Source organism: uncultured Sphingomonas sp. (genome assembly GCF_913778135.1).
Lineage (GTDB): Bacteria > Pseudomonadota > Alphaproteobacteria > Sphingomonadales > Sphingomonadaceae > Sphingomonas.
This window is the reverse complement of sequence record NZ_CAJYVU010000113.1, coordinates 25,000-40,096: the sequence shown is the minus strand read 5'-3', so window position 1 is coordinate 40,096 and position 15,097 is coordinate 25,000. Positions and strand designations below refer to the sequence as shown.

The following is a 15,097-nucleotide window of genomic DNA, read 5'->3' as shown; positions in this document are numbered from 1 at the left end:
GCGCGCGTTCGCCGATTGCGCGGCTCGTCCGGGTCGCAGGCACCCCAGTCGTTGCCGATCCGCGGCACGCCGGAGGATGTGCCCGAGCCGAGGATGCGAACCTTCACGCCGCAGCCTTGATCCCGGTCTTGCCGAACAGCTTATAAAAGTTCTCGGCCGTGTACCGCCGCAGGTCCTCGACCGGCTCTCCGCGTAGGTCGGCCAGGAACGCGGCAGTATCAGCGACGAAGGCGGGCTCGCCGGTCTTACCGCGATGCGGCACGGGCGCGAGAAACGGAGCGTCGGTTTCGATCAATAATCGATCAGTTGGAAGTCGTGCGGCCGTCTGCTGCAGATCGCGCGCATTCTTGAACGTGACGATGCCCGAGATCGAGATGTAGAAACCGAGCGCAAGCGCCCTGTCCGCGAAGTCCCCGCTCGCGGTGAAGCAGTGGATCACCCCGGTATAGGTGCCGTGCGTCATCTCGTCGGCGAGCATGCCGATCGTGTCGTCCTCCGCGTCGCGAGTGTGAACGATGAGGGGCACGCCAGCCTGGCGAGCGGCGGCGATATGCGCGCGGAAGCTCTGCTGCTGTCGGACGCGATCGGAATGATCGTAGTGATAGTCGAGCCCGCTTTCGCCGATCGCCACGACGCGTGGATGCGCGGCGCGCTTGACCAGTTTGGCCGTGTCGATGTGCGGGTGTCGATCGGCCTCGTGCGGGTGAATGCCGACACTCGCCCACACGTCGGACTCGCGCTCCGCGGTGGCGAGCACGTCGTCCCACTCGCTCTCGCGGGTCGAGATGTTGAGCATGGCCGTCACGCCGCGCGCGCGCGCGCGTTCGAGCACTGCCTGCTGGTCCTCGGCCAGTCCCTTGTAGTTCAGGTGGCAGTGGCTGTCGGCGAGCATCAGGCTGCCACCTCGCCATCGACCGGCAACTCGAGCCGCGGAAATGCAGGCGTCGGCGCGGCGATGGTAAAGCCGGCATCAACCATCCGCGCGTACCAGCCGTCATCGTCGATCGCCGCGTGCGAGCGTTCCTCGGCGCCGAGCAGATCGAGCACGTGCCCGGCCCCGCGCGGCACCACGGGCAAAATGGCGATCGCGAGCATGCGGATCGCGCGGACCAGCGTGCCGAGCACCGCGTGCATTCGCTCGGGATCGGTCTTGCGCAGCGACCACGGCGCCTGCGCGTCGATATATTGATTGCACGCGAATACGCCGCGCAACCACGCCTCAATCCCTTGACTGAGCATCAGGTCGTCGAAGGCGCTCCGCAGCCCGGCACAGGCAACGACCATCTCCTCGATCAACTGCGCGTCGGCGTCGTCGCTGCGACCTGACTGAGGCAAGGCGCCACCCAGGTTCTTGGCGATGAACGACAAGGTACGCTGCGCTAGATTACCGAAGGCGTTGGCGAGTTCGGCGTTGACGCGCGTCACGATCGCGTCGGCCGAGTAGCTGCCGTCCTGCCCGAAACTGACCTCGCGCAGCAGGAAGTAGCGCAGCGCATCGACGCCGAACGCGTCGGCGAGTCCAAGCGGATCAACGACGTTGCCGACGCTCTTCGACATCTTCTCACCGCGGTGGAGCAGGAAACCGTGCCCGAACACCGTCTTCGGCAGCGCGATCCCCGCCGACATCAGGAACGCGGGCCAGTAGACCGCGTGGAAGCGGACGATGTCCTTGCCGATCAGGTGCAGGTCGGCGGGCCAGTACGGCATCTCGCCGTCCGGGTAGCCGGCGCCGGTCAGGTAGTTGGTCAACGCATCGACCCAGACGTACATGACGTGCCCGTCGCTGTCCGGCACCGGCACGCCCCAGTCGAACGTGGTACGCGACACCGACAGATCGGATAGCCCGCCCTCGACAAAGCGCATGATCTCGTTGCGGCGGCTCTCTGGCCGGATGAAATCAGGCTCGCGCGCGTACAGGTCGAGCAACGGCTGCTGGTATTTGGACAGGCGAAAGAACCACGTCTCCTCCGCGGTCCAGGTGACGGGCGTACCCTGCGGCGACAGCTTCGCCCCGCCCTCGCCCACGACGAGTTCCTTTTCGTCGTAGAAGGCCTCGTCGCGGACCGAATACCAGCCCTCGTAGCGATCGAGATAGAGATCGCCGCTCGCCTCCATCGCACGCCAGATCGCCTGGCTGGCACGGTAGTGATCGTCGTCGGTGGTGCGGATGAAGCGATCGTAACTAATCGCAAGCGTATCGCACATCTGTTTGAAGTGTCCCGACATTTCGCCGGCGAACTCACGCACGTCGCGCCCCTGGTCGCGCGCGGTCTGCGCCATTTTCAGGCCGTGCTCGTCGGTGCCGGTCTGAAACCGTACGTCGCGCCCGGCCTGCCGCTGGAAACGTGCGATCGCGTCGGCGGCAATCGCTTCGTACGCGTGGCCGATATGCGGACGGCCGTTGGGATAGCTGATCGCGGTGGTGATGTAGAAGGGCTTGCCCATGCGCCGCTCCTAGCCGCGCGTTCGCCGTAAGTCAGCCCCGTGTTGCGCAGGCGTGTCGCCTGCGAGCCGTGCGACCAGGCCGCCTAGTTCGAGCACCGTCCCGCCCGCATCGAGCGACAGCCCGCGTGCGGCACCTGCCACGTCGCGCGCGCGCGCGTAAGCATCGAGCGCGACCGCTAACGCGGAGCCGCGGCGATCCTGCGCGGCCTCCGCGATCACGCCGGGAACACGGTCGAGAAAGGCTTCGTAGCGGGGTTGCGCCGCCTTGAGGCTGAGCGCTTTTGCCAGCTTTGCGCGGCGACTGGTTGTCGGGTCTCCGTCACGCGCGATAGCATGGAGCGCGTCGTCGATCTCGGCCATGCCCAGTTCGGCGTAGCGCAGCGCACGGCCGGGCGAGCCTGCGCCGGCGCGCACCAGCGCATCGATCTCTTCTGCATCCGCATCAGGCAGCGCCTGCGCGAGCGCCTGTCGCATCGCGCTATGATCGAGTGGCTCAAGCCGCAGCACCCGACAGCGCGAGCGGATCGTCGGCAACAAACGGCCGGGGGCGTGGCTGACGAGCAGGAAGATCGTGCCGGCGGGGGGTTCCTCCAGGCTTTTCAGCAGCGCGTTGGACGCACCCGGCCGTTCGAGCTCGTCGGCGCTGTCGATGACGATGACGCGGCGGGAGGAGAGTGACGCCATCGTGCCGAGGAATGGGGCGAGCCCACGGACCTGATCGATCGTGATCGAGCGCGCGAGTTCGCCGTCCTTGCCGTCCTTCTTCGGCAGCCGGCGCAGCTCGCGGTAATCAGGGTGTGCGCCGGCAGCCAGCAATGCCGCCGTGCGGTGATTTGGTGGTAGCGGCAGCTGGAGCGGTAGCGCGCCCGGCTCCGCGCTCTCGGCGAGCAGGCGGGCCGCGGCGGCCCGGGCGAAGGTCGCTTTTCCGATGCCCGCAGGGCCGGTGATCAGCCATGCGTGATGTAGCGACCCGCTGCGCATCGCTTCGAGCAACGCAGTCGCCGCATCGTCATGACCGTAGAGCACAGGCGCGCTCGTCGCCTCGTTCATGCCAGCCAAGGCGAAAGATCGTCGAGGATTGCCGCGGTGACCGCGTCCGGCGCCATGCTGGCGTCGATGCGACGCACGCGATCGGGCTCCTCGGCGGCGATCCGGTCGAAAGCGGAAGCGACTGCCTCGTGAAAGGCGACACCTCGCGCGGCGAAGCGGTCGGCCGCGATGCCGTCGCGTGCGGTTGCGCGGTGCGCACCCACCTCGGTGGGCAGCGCCAACACATAAGTACGATCGGGCAAGAGTCCGGCCGAGCCGAAGGCGTGAAGCGCGAGCACGTCGGCGTCGGCGATCCCGCCGGCGACTCCCTGATAAGCACGCGACGAATCCAGATAGCGGTCGCAGATAACCCACTCGCCGCGCCCGATCGCCGGGAGGATCACCTTCTCGACGTGATCGGCGCGTGCGGCAGCGAATAGCAGTGCCTCGCTGCGCGCACTCCAGCGGCCGGCGTCACCCTGCATCAGCAGCGCGCGGATCGCCTCCGCGCCCTCGCTGCCGCCGGGTTCGCGCGTCACGCGGGCCGCGTACCCGCGTGCCTGCAACGCGGCGGCGAGCGCGCGGACCTGCGTCGACTTGCCCGCCCCCTCGCCCCCTTCCAGGCTCAGGAAGCGTCCGCGCATTATCCGAACATGCCGGTCAGGCCATGCCACGCGCGGCGGAAGAAGCCGGCTTCGCCGACGTCGCTGGCGGCATTGAGCGGGGTAATCTGCGGCGACAGGCCGGGAGCTGCGACGACGAGGTCGGCGACGTGCGTGCCCGCCTTGATAGGCGCCTTGAGCGGGCCCTGATAGACGATCTTGCCCGTTACCGCCGGGCTGGTGCCCGCGGGCACGGACACTGCAACCGCGCGGGGTGCGACAAGGTCGACCGAGGTCGCGTCACCCATCTGCACGGCGGCTTGCCCCACGACGCGGCCGCTCTTCACCACCGGCTTCGACTGCCACGCGCGGAAGCCCCAATCCATGAACCGAACCGATTCGGAGGCACGCTGGTTGAAGCTGGTGAGGCCGGCGAGCACCATGACGAGGCGACGCCCATTCTGCTCGGCAGAGCCGGTGAAGCCGTAGCCCGCTTCCTCGGTATGGCCGGTCTTCAACCCGTCGGCCCCCGCGACGCGACCGAGCAGCGGGTCGCGGTTCGCCTGGGTGATCTGGTTGCCACCCATCGTCTTGCCCCAGGTGAAATCCCGGCGCGAGTAGAATTGCTTGTAGAGCTTGGGATGCTCCTCGATCGTCGCGGCCGCGAGATGCGCAAGGTCGCGCGCAGTGACATAGGTGACGCCGTTGTCGGGCCAGCCGTTCGATGTGCCGAAATGGCTGTTGGTCAGCCCAAGCTTCTTCGCATTCTCGTTCATGCGATCGACGAACGCGGGCTCGGTGCCGGAGAGGCCCTCTGCCAGCACGACGCAGGCGTCGTTGCCGCTGAGCGTCACGATGCCGTAGAGCAGGTTCGCGACCGAGACGCGCTCACCCGACGACAGGAACATGGTCGAACCGGCGGACGGACCATGCCACTTCTGCCACGTTTCCGGCCGCACCTCGAGTTCCTGGTCGAGGCGGATGTCGCCTTTCTTCAGCATTTCGAACGCGGTGTAGACCGTCATCATCTTCGCCATCGAGGCCGGCGGCATGCGACGGTCAGCGTCCTTCGCGAACAGCACCGCACCCGAGGACAGATCCTCCATGAAGGCGACGGGTGCGGGCGTATCGAACTGCGGCGCGGCGGGCGCCTGTGCCGCGACCGGAAAGGCCACGCCGGCGATGACGGCAGGAACCGCGAGCGCGGTCAGGAACTTGGACATTGACGCACTTTCCAACTGGGCCGCGCTCGGGCGGCTCGTTCAGGGAGCCTGGATGATCGAGGCGCCACCATAACCGCGCGAAATCGCCGCGTCACGTGCGCGCTGCGCCGCGGCGCGATCGGCGAAGGGACCCAGGCGAACGCGCCAAAATCCTGATGCCTGCTCGACATAACCGCTGAGCGATCGTGCCACGGCGTGAGCGCGAACCTCGTCGCGCAAGGCGGCGACCTGCACCATTGGACCGGATGCGCGTGGTTTGGCGGGTGCGGCCTGCGTCGGCTTGGTAGCGGCGCTGTTAGTGGGGATCTTGGCAGTCGCGGGAACAGGTGGCCGTACGTGCGGCTTCACTGACCTGGCCGCAACAGTCGCGGCAACTGATGGGGACGCTTGCGTCGGTGTAGCAACCTCACGTCGAAGCGCACGTAGCAGTGCGTCCGGCGCAGACAAGCGCGGTGACGCGCTGCCGCCCGCCCGCAGCGCTGCGAGGTCGCTCGCGGATGGCTGGATACTGCGTACCCGTACGAGGCCGTGCTCTCCCGAGAGACCAAGCGCGCGTGCGGCCGAGGCCGACAGCGTGATCTCTGCGTCGCTTATATCAGCCGCTTTGGCGCTCACTTGCACGAGAATGATGTGTCCGCTGGCGAGATCGGTGACCTCTGCGACGGAACCGAGCGGCAGTTGCGCGTGCGTGGCCGTGAACCCGCTGCCCGGCTGCACCGACGCGCGCTGGATGCGATCGAAAGCGCCCGCCTCGCCGTTCCCGGCAGTGCCGCGCGGGCCGGCGACGCTCGCGTCAGGCTGCTGGGCCGCAATCAGCATCGGCGCGAGCAGCAGCAGGCTAGCGTGCGATCTCATCGGCCAGCAGCCCCACCGACAAGGCATAAAAATTGGAGCAATTGTAATCCAGGATCACCCGGTAATTACCCGTCAGCAGATAGGCGGTGCGACCAGGACCGTCAGGCTCGATCAGCACCGCCTGGATTGTATCACGCGGCCAGCTGCCACGCTGCGGCGCGATGCCGAGCGCACGCCACTCGGCCATCGTGCGCCAACCACTGTGCCGCGCGAAGACGCGCGGGCAGCGCGGCGACACGAGACGATTTGCCACCGCACCGCGATCGAACCCCGCAGGTACGTCGACCGCGACACCCCACGGCTCGCCCGCGCGCCAGCCGGCTTGCGTGAAATAATTGCCGATCGAGGCGAGTGTATCCGCCGCGCTGCCCCAGATGTCGGCGAACCCGTCGCCATCGGCGTCGCGCGCTAGGCGAAGATAAGCGGACGGCAGAAACTGCGGGTTCCCCGTGGCCCCCGCCCAGCTGCCGACCAGCCGTGAGCGCGGCACACCACGATCGATCATCTTCAGCGCGGCGATGAACTCGCCCTGGAACAGGCTGCGGCGGCGCCCTTCGTAAGCGAGCGAGGCGAGGCTGCGCAGCAGGTCGAAATTGCCGGTGTACGAACCGTAGTTGGTCTCATGCCCCCAGATCGCGACCATGATCTCCTCGGGCACCCCGGTCTGCGCCTCGACCCGGGCAAGCCGCGATCGTTGCTCCTGATAGGTGGCGCGTCCTCGCCTGATCCGCGCCGCGTCTACGTGCTGCATTCGATAGGGCGCGAACATCGGGATCGCGCTGCTGTTGTTCTGTTCGGGTTGCTGCCGGTCGAGATCGACGACGCGCTGATTGTAGCTGAGCGTCGGGAACACCGAAGAGACCGTCGCCGGTCGGACGCCCGCGGCGATTGCCGACGAGCGCAGCCCCGAGAGGTACGCCTGAAAGCCGCTCTCATCCTGTGCCATCGCCGATGGCGCACTCATCAGCAGGCACACCGCGGCGGAGGCACCGGCACGCCACCCGGAAGATATCGCTCGCTCTATTCGCATGCGTGCGTTGTGGCATAGCGGCGGGGACAGGCAAACAGCCAATCGTCGACGGGCTTGCACGCGGCACCGCAACCGGCCTAAGCGGCGCGCAGCACTCAGCACGCGGAGAGATGGCCGAGTGGTTTAAGGCAGCGGTCTTGAAAACCGCCGTGGGTTCACGCTCACCGTGGGTTCGAATCCCACTCTCTCCGCCAATCAACTCAGGCGAAGCGCTCGATCAGCGCATCGAACGCGGGTTCGTTGAGTGGTGCGTGGAACTGGCAGCCGGCGGTAAAATCGTCCGCCCACATCACGTCTGCCGCTATTGGCCCGATCTGCGGCAGGTTGAGCCAGATCGTCTGGCCCCGCTTCATCGCGGAATAGGTTTGCAACCGGCAACCGTGCAGCGACAGGTCGACGACCTTGCACAGCGTCCGCCCCATGCCCCCCTGCCCGCCAAGGCGCGCATCAAACGAAACCGGCGCACGCGGGGAGCGGCGCCGGCCTTGCGTTTGAGCAGGTTCAAATTCGGCTGCGAAGGTTGCCATGCTGGGATGCTAGATCGACATCCCTAACAGGTCCTTACCCACCCGAGCCGAACGCTTACTTGCGCAGCGTCAGACCACCGCCGAAACGCTTGTTGAAGCGCGCCACCTGGCCACCCTGGTCGAGCATCTGGCCACGACCACCGGTCCATGCCGGGTGCGCCAGCGGATCGATCTCGAGCGTCATCGTGTCGCCTTCCTTGCCCCAAGTGGAGCGGGTCTCGTACACGGTGCCGTCGGTCATCTGCACCTTGATCATGTGATAGTCGGGGTGCGTTCCGGTCTTCATGGGTCTTCTCCGTTCAATGGCTGGTTCCGACCAGCCTGGAAGCGCGCGCGGGTAGCGCCCGAGCGCACGAAAGTCAAAGGATGCGCGTTACGCTGCCTTGGGCGGATCGGCGATCATGGCGGTGAAGTTCGCCTGCGCGGCGACCTTGCCGTCGATCAGCGCGCGCCCGGCGAACTTGCATACGCTGCTGCGCTTCTGGACGAATTCGACCTCCAGTCGCAGCAGGACGCCCGGCTCGACCGGCGCACGGAACTTCGCCTCGTCGATTGCCATGAAGTAGACGAGCTTGCCCGAGCCGGCGAGGCCCAGGCTCTCGACCGCGAGCACGCCCGCCGCCTGCGCCAGCGCTTCAACGATCAGCACGCCCGGCATGATCGGGCGACCGGGGAAATGCCCCTGAAAGAAGCTTTCGTTGATCGTCACCGCCTTGATGGCGGCGATCGACCGATCGGGGATCAGCTCCTCGACCCGGTCGACCAGCAGCATCGGGTAGCGATGCGGCAGCGCAGCCATGACGCGCGCGATGTCGAGCGGGCCGATTGACCCGCTCGCCTTCGCCTCGTCTGCCGCGCTATCGGTTACCTGCGCATCGCTCACCGGCCGGACGGCGCCTTCCGGTTGCTGGTCGCAGGGGCAGCAGCGGGCGCTGCCGCGGTCGGAGCGCCAGCTGCCTGACCCGGCTGCCAGTTGGCGGGAACCGCGGTGCTGACGCTCGGCACCAGACGGTCGAGCTCGGCGGTGATCGCCGGCGTGATGTCGGCGGCGGGCTGGGTGAACAGCGTCGCCTGCGGCGAAACGAGCAGGCTGACGTTCTTCGCCTTGACGACGTTCTGCACCGCGGTGGCGAGCTGACGCTGCACCTGCTCGGCGGCATAGGCACGTGCGCGCTGTGCCGGCGCGGTCAGACGCTGCAGCTCGGCGTTGCCGGCCTGCTCCTTGGTCTGGATCGCCTGCAGCTGCGGACGCAGCGACGCTTCAGTCGCGCCGGGGGCACGCGCCGCGGTCTGCGCGGCGGTCACCAGCGGCTGAAGCTCGGCCTGGATCGCGTTGCGACGCGTGTTCGCCTGATCGAGCTGCGCCTTGTAGGTCGTCTGGATCTGCGTCACCGCGGTCGTGAAGGCGCGCGAATTGGCGATCGCCGCCTCGGGATCGGCGACGGCGACGCCGTTCACCTGCGCGCTGGCAGCGCCGGCCACGATAACACCCGGCGTCGCGAGCGCGGCGGCGAGCAGAATGGTCTTGAAGGTCTTCATCAGAACTGCGTCCCTACGTTGAAGGTAACAAGTTTGGGATCGTCGCCCGGCTGGGTGACGAGTGCCTTGGCGAGGTCGATACGAAGCGGTCCGAACGGCGAGTTCCAGTTGACGCCGACGCCGACGGTGACGCGCGGCTTCGGCGAGTTGCCGAGGAACTGCTCCTGGAATGGGTTTGCACGGATCAGCGGCGTGTTGGGCACGACGCCGTTGCAGGTGCCGCCAGCGCCAGGGATACCGGCCGAGCAGATCGTCGTCGCGGTGCTCCCATCCGCCAGCGCGTAGGTATAGATCGGCTGCCCCGAATCGTTGGTCAGCGGCAACGGCAGAACGACGGTCTTGCCATCGATAACCGTGGTCGGGAACGTCGCGGTCAGCGGCGGACGCTTTAGCCCCCACAGGCTGCCGACCTGCGCGTAGATCGACGGACGCAAGCCCAGTTCACGCGCGCCTGAGCCAAGCGGCAGCTCGAGCTCGAGCTTGGCGAGGTAATAGGCGCGGCCACCAAGCGCATCGTCGGTGATCCGGCTTCGATCGGTCTCGAGTATCTGGCTGCCGTTCGCGTCGAGCGTGTAAGGCGTGCGCAGCACGCGCGGTCCGACACCGCGAATGTCGAACCCGCGGAACTGCGGCATGCCGAGATAGAAGCGGTCATTGATGCGGATGCGATCGTTACCGTCGGCGCGCTCACCCTCCAGCGAGTGGATGTAGCCGCCCTCCGCGGTCAGCGAGGCGATGAAGCCCTTACCCAAACCCTTGAACTTCGCGCCTTCGATGCGCGTGCGAATGTACTTCACGTCGCCACCAAGCCCGGCGAAGTCCTGGCTGAACGACAGGCGCTGACCGGCGGTTGGACGCAGTCGGCTGTTGAGGCTGTCGTAGATCAGCGAATAGCCGATCGACGAGGTAAACCGGTTGCCGAGCGCCGAGCAGAGATAGCTGCCCGCCTTCAACACGTCGCACTGCCCGTTGGTGAAGAAGGTGTTTCGGTCGAGCGTGACCTCGTCGTACGACAGGCCGTAGCGCGCGGCGAGCTGCCAGTATTCGGTCAACGGCACGCCGGCGCGAACCTGGAAGCCGGTCGATACCTGCCCGTAGGTCGTGTTGCGATCGTTGCCGATGTAATTGAACGAATTATAGTCGCGCCGGAACACGTCGACGCCGACCGCTATGTTTTTGTCGAAAAGATACGGCTCGGTGAACCCGAGCTCGATCGACTTCGAATAGCTCGAGTAATTGACGCCCGCGCGCAGCTCCTGGCCGCGACCGCGGAAGTTGCGCTGCGTGATGTTCGCCTGGATGATGAAGCGCTCGAGGCTCGAATAGCCGGCCGACAGCTGCAGCTCGCCGGTCGATTTCTCTTCGACGGCGGCGTTCAGCACGACACGATCGGGAGAGGAGCCCTGCTCCTGCTTGATCTCGAACTTGTCCTGAAAATAGCCGAGCGAGTTGATGCGATCCTGGCTGCGCTTGACCTGGAAGCTGTTGAACGCATCACCTTCAGCGAGGCGGATCTCGCGCCGCACCACCTTGTCCTGCGTCTGCGTGTTGCCGGTGATCTCGACCCGCTCAACGTAGGTGCGCTGCGCCTGCGCGATGTGGAAGTTGATCGACATCGTGAGGTCGTCACGGTCGCGATTGAATTCGGGTGACACGTCGGTGAATGCGTAACCGAACAGACCCGTCGTCTGGCTGAGGCTGTCGACCGTGTCCTCGACCGCCTTCGCGTTGTACCAGTCGCCCTTCTTGATCGACAGCGTCTTGGCGAGCTGCTTTCCATCGAAGTCGCGGATGTCACTGTCGACGGTCACATCGCCGAATTTATAGCGAGGTCCTTCCTCCACCACGTAGGTGATGATGAAGTCCTTCTTGTCCGGCGTCAGCTCTGCCACGGCGGAGGTGACGCGAAAGTCGGCATAGCCCTGCGTCAGGTAGAATTGACGCAGTTTCTGCTGGTCGTAGGCGAGACGATCCTGGTCGTAGGAGGTGTTCGACGACAGCAGACGCGTGAACCGCGCCTCCTTGGTCGCCATCTGCGCGCGGAGTTCGCTGTCCTTGAACTTCTCATTGCCGAGAATGTTGATCTGGCGAACCTTGGATTTCGGCCCCTCGCTGATCTCGAACACCACGTCGACGCGGTTCTGGTCGAGGTTGACCATCTTCGGATCGACCGACGCGGCGAAGCGGCCTTGGCGACGATAAAGCTCGACAATGCGCGCGACATCGGCGCGAACGGCCGAGCGCGTAAAGATCTGCCGCGGCTTGAGCTTGATCTCCTTGGTGATCTTGTCGTCCTTCAGGCGCTTGTTGCCTTCCAGGATGACACGATTGATGATCGGGTTTTCGCGCACGCGGATCACGATGTCGCCGCTCAGCGCACCTTCGATCTGCACGTCGGCGAACAGGTCGCTCGCCAGCAGGTCCTTCAATGCCTGATCGAGCGTCTCGTTGTTGTATGGCTGACCCTGCCGCAGCTTGGTGTAGCTTAGCGCAGTCTCGGGTTCGATCCGCTGCGTGCCTTCGACGCGCAGGCTCCTGATGACGCCGCTCGGGGTGGGAATTGCGGCCGCCGTCGGCGCAGTACTCGCCGGTGCGGACTGCCCGGTCGCAGTACGCGCGGCCGGGGCCTGCGCCGCAGCCGCAACCGGAAGCCCGGCCAGGATGGTGCAGCCCAGCAGCGCCGGCAGGGCACGCGTCCGCGAAGTTGAAACGTTCAGAACCGTCACCATGTTACCTTCGAGAAAACCCGTTGCGCTCGCCAGGCTCGCGCCCGCCCCTGCAACACCTGCGTCAGCCGATCAAGCCGGCCAGGTGCCGCCACAGTCCGAAGTTGCCGAGATCGTTGAAGGTGACGAGCATCATCAACGCCAGCACCGCCGCCAATCCGCCGCGATAAGCCCACTCCTGTGCTTGCGCGCCGACCGGTTTCTGCCTGACCGCCTCGATCAGGTAGAACAACAGGTGCCCGCCGTCGAGCATCGGCACTGGCAGTAGATTGATGAACCCCAGATTGATGGACACGAGCGCGAGCAGGAACACGAACGCATCCCAGCCGAGCGTGATCTGCTCGCCCGACACCTTGGCGATCGCCAGCGGCCCGCCCAGTTCCCTGACCGAGCGCCGGCCGGAGACGATCTGGCCGATCGTCTCCGCCATCATCTCGACGATCTCGCCGGTGCGGCGCACCGCGACGACGGGTGCTTCCAGCAAGCCGACAGGACGCACGACCGGTTGCGCGGGGGCGAGGCCGAGCAGCCCGACCTTGTAAACGTTGCCAAACCGGTCACGCTGCTCCTGCGTGCCGATCTGCGCCGCGACGTGATCGGCCTGCCCGCCGCGGACATAGTCGATGCGGACGCGTTCGCCGGCGCGAAGCTTCACGTAGCGGACCATGTCCTCGAACGTGTCGACGTGGCGACCGCCGAGCGCGTCTATCCTGTCACCGGGGCGAAGACCCGCCTGCGCCGCGGCTGTACCCGGCATCGCCTGCCCAACTACTGCCGGTGTCTGCGCGTCGCCGTAGGCCAGTGCGAAGCCGGTGAGGATGAGGATGGCGAGGAGGAAATTGATCGCCGGTCCGGCAGCGACGATGATTGCGCGCTGCCACACCGACTTTGCCTGGAAGGTCTGCGCACGCTCCTCGGGGGGCAGCAGCAGCCAGTCGGGATCGCTCCGCCCGGCGGCACTCATGTCGCCCGCGAACTTGACGTATCCGCCCAGCGGCAGCAGCGCGAGCCGCCAGCGCGTGCCGCGCCGGTCGGTCCATCCCGCGATCTCGCGCCCGAACCCGATCGAGAACGCTTCCGCCTTCACGCCGCACCAGCGCCCGGCAAGGTAATGGCCCAGTTCGTGGATGAAGACGAGCGGGCCGATCACCAGCGCGAAGGCCAGGATGGTCAGCAACAGTCCCGGTGTCTGGATCAAGCCACGCAATCCTCTACGCGCTCGCCCGCGAGTCTGCGCGCCTCCGCGTCGATCGCGATCACCGCGTCGATCGTCTCCGGCGCCTCGGGAGCGTAGCGGTTCAAGGTATCTTCCACGATTGCGGCGATTTCAAGAAAGCCGATGCGGTCAGCGAGGAACGCCGCCACGGCGACCTCGTTGGCCGCGTTCAGGATCGCCGGCCGGGCGCCTCCCTCCTCCAGCGCTGTTCGAGCGAGTGCCAGGGCGCGGAAGCGCACCGGATCGGGCGCCTCGAAATCGAGTCGGCCAAGCTTCACGAGATCAAGCGGCGCCATCGGCGTCGCCATCCGGTCGGGCCAGGCCAGGCAGTGCGCGATCGGCACGCGCATGTCGCTCGGCCCCAATTGCGCCAGCATCGAGCCGTCGACGTAATCGACCATCGAGTGGATCACCGACTGCCGGTGGACAACGATCTCGATGCGGTCGGCGGCGACCGGAAACAGCCGTGCCGCCTCGATCAGCTCGAGGCCCTTGTTCATCATCGTCGCGCTGTCGACCGAGATTTTGGCGCCCATCGACCAGTTCGGGTGCGCGACCGCCTGCTCGCGCGTGACCGCAGCCATCTGCTCGAGCGTGGTGTCGCGGAACGGCCCGCCACTCGCAGTCAGGATGATACGCCGCACCCGCTCTGGCCGCGCGAAGTCGAAGCATTGATAGATCGCGTTGTGTTCGCTGTCCGCCGGCAGCAGCGTCGCGCCGTGCTGCGCCGCGGCCTGCATGATCAGGTCGCCGGCGGAGACGAGCGGCTCCTTGTTGGCGAGCACGACGGTGCCCCCTGCGCGGACCGCGGCCATCGTCGGGGCGAGCCCGGCACAGCCGACGATCGCGCCCATCGTCCAGTCAGCACCCAGTGCAGCCGCGTCGCAGACCGCCTGTGGTCCTCCCGCCGCCTGGATGTTCGTTCCGGCAAGTGCGTCGCGCAACGCGGGCAGGCACGTCTCGTCCGCCACGACGGCGAGCTCGGCGCGCGTGCGGATCGCTGCTGCGGCGAGCCGTTCGACATCGCAGTTCGCGGTCAGCGCGCGGACGCGGAACCGCTCGGGCTCGCGTTCGACCAGATCGAGCGTCGAGGTGCCGACGGATCCGGTCGCACCCAGGATCGTGACCGTCCGCATTAGAAGATCGCCGGCGCGACGACGAGCAGCGCCGCGACCGGTGCGACCGGCACCAGACCGTCGAGCCGATCGAGCAAGCCGCCGTGTCCGGGAAGAACATTGCCCGAGTCCTTCACGCCGGCGCGCCGCTTCAACCAGCTCTCGAACAGGTCTCCGCCTTGCGCGAGCACGCCCAACACCGGTGTCGCGAGCAGCAATCGTAGCGGCAGATCATAGGCGATGTGCAGCACCAGCGCGAACAGCGTCGCCGCGACGATCCCGCCGATCAGCCCGGCCCAGGTCTTGTTGGGGCTGACGCGCGGCGCCAATTTCGGCCCGCCGATCGCGCGACCGGCGAAGAATGCACCGATGTCGGTCATCCACACCAGCACCAATGCCCAGAGCGACAGCAGCAATCCGTGATCCTGCTCGCGGATCAGCACGAGCGACAATACCGGCAGCGCGCAATAGATCGTTCCGCTCGCCAGCCATGCACGCCGCGTCACGATGGCGGTGAAGAAGAACGCGGCCGCGATCAGTCCGATCGCGAGAAAGCTCGCCCCGGCCGCGACCGGCGCCAGGATCGCGAGCGGTACCGAAACGGCATATTGCGCCAGGCGCTTCTCACGCGGCGGAGTCGCGGTCAGGTCCGACCATTCCGCCATCATGAACAGCGCGATGACGACCATCAGCAGCCAATAGATGAACCCACCGGCCACCAACGCCGCCAGCGCGACCGCTGCCATGACCGCAGCAGCCATTGTTCTGAGCGCCAATTCGGAACGACGCG

The 15,097-nt window shown here is 66.6% G+C and carries 15 protein-coding genes, 1 tRNA gene and 1 pseudogene; 1 reads left to right on the top strand and 16 read right to left on the bottom strand.

Going from position 1 to position 15,097, the window contains the following annotated elements; all coding sequences use genetic code 11:
• From QZ847_RS10685 to QZ847_RS10650, 8 genes and pseudogenes are all read right to left on the bottom strand, one after another.
• Window positions 1-107: pseudogene (locus tag QZ847_RS10685) on the bottom strand (MBL fold metallo-hydrolase); the annotation flags it as partial.
• A complete protein-coding gene (locus QZ847_RS10680; protein WP_294356369.1) occupies window positions 104-892 on the bottom strand; it encodes a TatD family hydrolase in 789 nt (262 codons plus the stop codon). The pseudogene QZ847_RS10685 and the gene QZ847_RS10680, both read right to left, overlap by 4 nt.
• Entirely contained in the window at window positions 892-2,445 is a 1,554-nt protein-coding gene (gene metG / locus QZ847_RS10675) for a methionine--tRNA ligase (RefSeq protein ID WP_294356367.1), read from the bottom strand. Before metG ends, QZ847_RS10680 begins: the two co-directional genes overlap by 1 nt.
• A 9-nt stretch (window positions 2,446-2,454) precedes the next feature.
• Window positions 2,455-3,495 (bottom strand): DNA polymerase III subunit delta', encoded by a 1,041-nt coding sequence (locus tag QZ847_RS10670; RefSeq protein ID WP_294356378.1) that lies wholly within the window; start codon window positions 3,493-3,495, stop codon window positions 2,455-2,457.
• A complete protein-coding gene (tmk, locus tag QZ847_RS10665) occupies window positions 3,492-4,118 on the bottom strand; it encodes a dTMP kinase (protein ID WP_294356365.1) in 627 nt (208 codons plus the stop codon). Before tmk ends, QZ847_RS10670 begins: the two co-directional genes overlap by 4 nt.
• On the bottom strand, window positions 4,118-5,299 hold the full coding sequence (locus QZ847_RS10660; protein ID WP_294356362.1) for a D-alanyl-D-alanine carboxypeptidase family protein: 1,182 nt from the start codon (window positions 5,297-5,299) through the stop codon (window positions 4,118-4,120). Before QZ847_RS10660 ends, tmk begins: the two co-directional genes overlap by 1 nt.
• Before the next feature lie 39 nt (window positions 5,300-5,338).
• A complete protein-coding gene (locus QZ847_RS10655) occupies window positions 5,339-6,154 on the bottom strand; it encodes an SPOR domain-containing protein (protein ID WP_294356361.1) in 816 nt (271 codons plus the stop codon).
• The gene (locus QZ847_RS10650) at window positions 6,138-7,118 is read right to left on the bottom strand and encodes a lytic transglycosylase domain-containing protein (RefSeq protein ID WP_294356359.1); all 981 of its coding nucleotides are present in this window, start codon (window positions 7,116-7,118) and stop codon (window positions 6,138-6,140) included. The genes QZ847_RS10655 and QZ847_RS10650 overlap by 17 nt, the downstream gene beginning before the upstream one ends.
• Before the next feature lie 170 nt (window positions 7,119-7,288).
• On the opposite strand from QZ847_RS10650, the gene QZ847_RS10645 reads away from it, so the two are divergent.
• Window positions 7,289-7,378 (top strand) — tRNA-Ser (locus tag QZ847_RS10645).
• A 6-nt stretch (window positions 7,379-7,384) separates the two neighbouring features.
• Here the strand turns inward: QZ847_RS10645 and QZ847_RS10640 are convergent.
• From QZ847_RS10640 to QZ847_RS10605, 8 genes are all read right to left on the bottom strand, one after another.
• Window positions 7,385-7,711: a PilZ domain-containing protein gene (locus QZ847_RS10640; RefSeq protein ID WP_294191642.1), complete on the bottom strand. Its 327-nt coding sequence runs from the start codon at window positions 7,709-7,711 to the stop codon at window positions 7,385-7,387.
• Window positions 7,712-7,766: 55 nt separating this feature from the next.
• Window positions 7,767-7,997, bottom strand: coding sequence for a 50S ribosomal protein L31 (gene rpmE, locus QZ847_RS10635; protein ID WP_019514824.1), 231 nt, complete (start codon window positions 7,995-7,997; stop codon window positions 7,767-7,769).
• Between the two features lie 87 nt (window positions 7,998-8,084).
• On the bottom strand, window positions 8,085-8,594 hold the full coding sequence (gene fabZ / locus QZ847_RS10630) for a 3-hydroxyacyl-ACP dehydratase FabZ (protein ID WP_281243221.1): 510 nt from the start codon (window positions 8,592-8,594) through the stop codon (window positions 8,085-8,087).
• The gene (locus QZ847_RS10625; RefSeq protein ID WP_294356356.1) at window positions 8,591-9,250 is read right to left on the bottom strand and encodes an OmpH family outer membrane protein; all 660 of its coding nucleotides are present in this window, start codon (window positions 9,248-9,250) and stop codon (window positions 8,591-8,593) included. The genes fabZ and QZ847_RS10625 overlap by 4 nt, the downstream gene beginning before the upstream one ends.
• Window positions 9,250-11,979 (bottom strand): outer membrane protein assembly factor BamA, encoded by a 2,730-nt coding sequence (gene bamA, locus QZ847_RS10620; protein WP_294356354.1) that lies wholly within the window; start codon window positions 11,977-11,979, stop codon window positions 9,250-9,252. Before bamA ends, QZ847_RS10625 begins: the two co-directional genes overlap by 1 nt.
• Before the next feature lie 61 nt (window positions 11,980-12,040).
• Window positions 12,041-13,174, bottom strand: a complete 1,134-nt coding sequence (locus QZ847_RS10615; protein WP_294356352.1) for an RIP metalloprotease — start codon at window positions 13,172-13,174, stop codon at window positions 12,041-12,043.
• Window positions 13,171-14,328, bottom strand: coding sequence for a 1-deoxy-D-xylulose-5-phosphate reductoisomerase (locus QZ847_RS10610; protein ID WP_294356351.1), 1,158 nt, complete (start codon window positions 14,326-14,328; stop codon window positions 13,171-13,173). Before QZ847_RS10610 ends, QZ847_RS10615 begins: the two co-directional genes overlap by 4 nt.
• Complete coding sequence (locus tag QZ847_RS10605; protein WP_294356350.1) at window positions 14,328-15,068, bottom strand: phosphatidate cytidylyltransferase; 741 nt, start codon at window positions 15,066-15,068, stop codon at window positions 14,328-14,330. Before QZ847_RS10605 ends, QZ847_RS10610 begins: the two co-directional genes overlap by 1 nt.
• Window positions 15,069-15,097 lie beyond the last annotated feature (29 nt).

What these genes read in the sequence shown, in the direction of transcription:
- bamA (WP_294356354.1), bottom strand. Translation starts at nt 11,979, where the DNA reads ATGGTGACGGTTCTGAACGTTTCAACTTCGCGGACGCGTGCCCTGCCG.
- QZ847_RS10605 (WP_294356350.1), bottom strand. Translation starts at nt 15,068, where the DNA reads ATGGCTGCTGCGGTCATGGCAGCGGTCGCGCTGGCGGCGTTGGTGGCC.
- QZ847_RS10650 (WP_294356359.1), bottom strand. Translation starts at nt 7,118, where the DNA reads ATGAGTGCGCCATCGGCGATGGCACAGGATGAGAGCGGCTTTCAGGCG.
- QZ847_RS10640 (WP_294191642.1), bottom strand. Translation starts at nt 7,711, where the DNA reads ATGGCAACCTTCGCAGCCGAATTTGAACCTGCTCAAACGCAAGGCCGG.
- QZ847_RS10670 (WP_294356378.1), bottom strand. Translation starts at nt 3,495, where the DNA reads ATGAACGAGGCGACGAGCGCGCCTGTGCTCTACGGTCATGACGATGCG.
- tmk (WP_294356365.1), bottom strand. Translation starts at nt 4,118, where the DNA reads ATGCGCGGACGCTTCCTGAGCCTGGAAGGGGGCGAGGGGGCGGGCAAG.
- QZ847_RS10625 (WP_294356356.1), bottom strand. Translation starts at nt 9,250, where the DNA reads ATGAAGACCTTCAAGACCATTCTGCTCGCCGCCGCGCTCGCGACGCCG.
- QZ847_RS10680 (WP_294356369.1), bottom strand. Translation starts at nt 892, where the DNA reads ATGCTCGCCGACAGCCACTGCCACCTGAACTACAAGGGACTGGCCGAG.
- metG (WP_294356367.1), bottom strand. Translation starts at nt 2,445, where the DNA reads ATGGGCAAGCCCTTCTACATCACCACCGCGATCAGCTATCCCAACGGC.
- QZ847_RS10655 (WP_294356361.1), bottom strand. Translation starts at nt 6,154, where the DNA reads ATGAGATCGCACGCTAGCCTGCTGCTGCTCGCGCCGATGCTGATTGCG.
- rpmE (WP_019514824.1), bottom strand. Translation starts at nt 7,997, where the DNA reads ATGAAGACCGGAACGCACCCCGACTATCACATGATCAAGGTGCAGATG.
- QZ847_RS10610 (WP_294356351.1), bottom strand. Translation starts at nt 14,328, where the DNA reads ATGCGGACGGTCACGATCCTGGGTGCGACCGGATCCGTCGGCACCTCG.
- QZ847_RS10660 (WP_294356362.1), bottom strand. Translation starts at nt 5,299, where the DNA reads ATGTCCAAGTTCCTGACCGCGCTCGCGGTTCCTGCCGTCATCGCCGGC.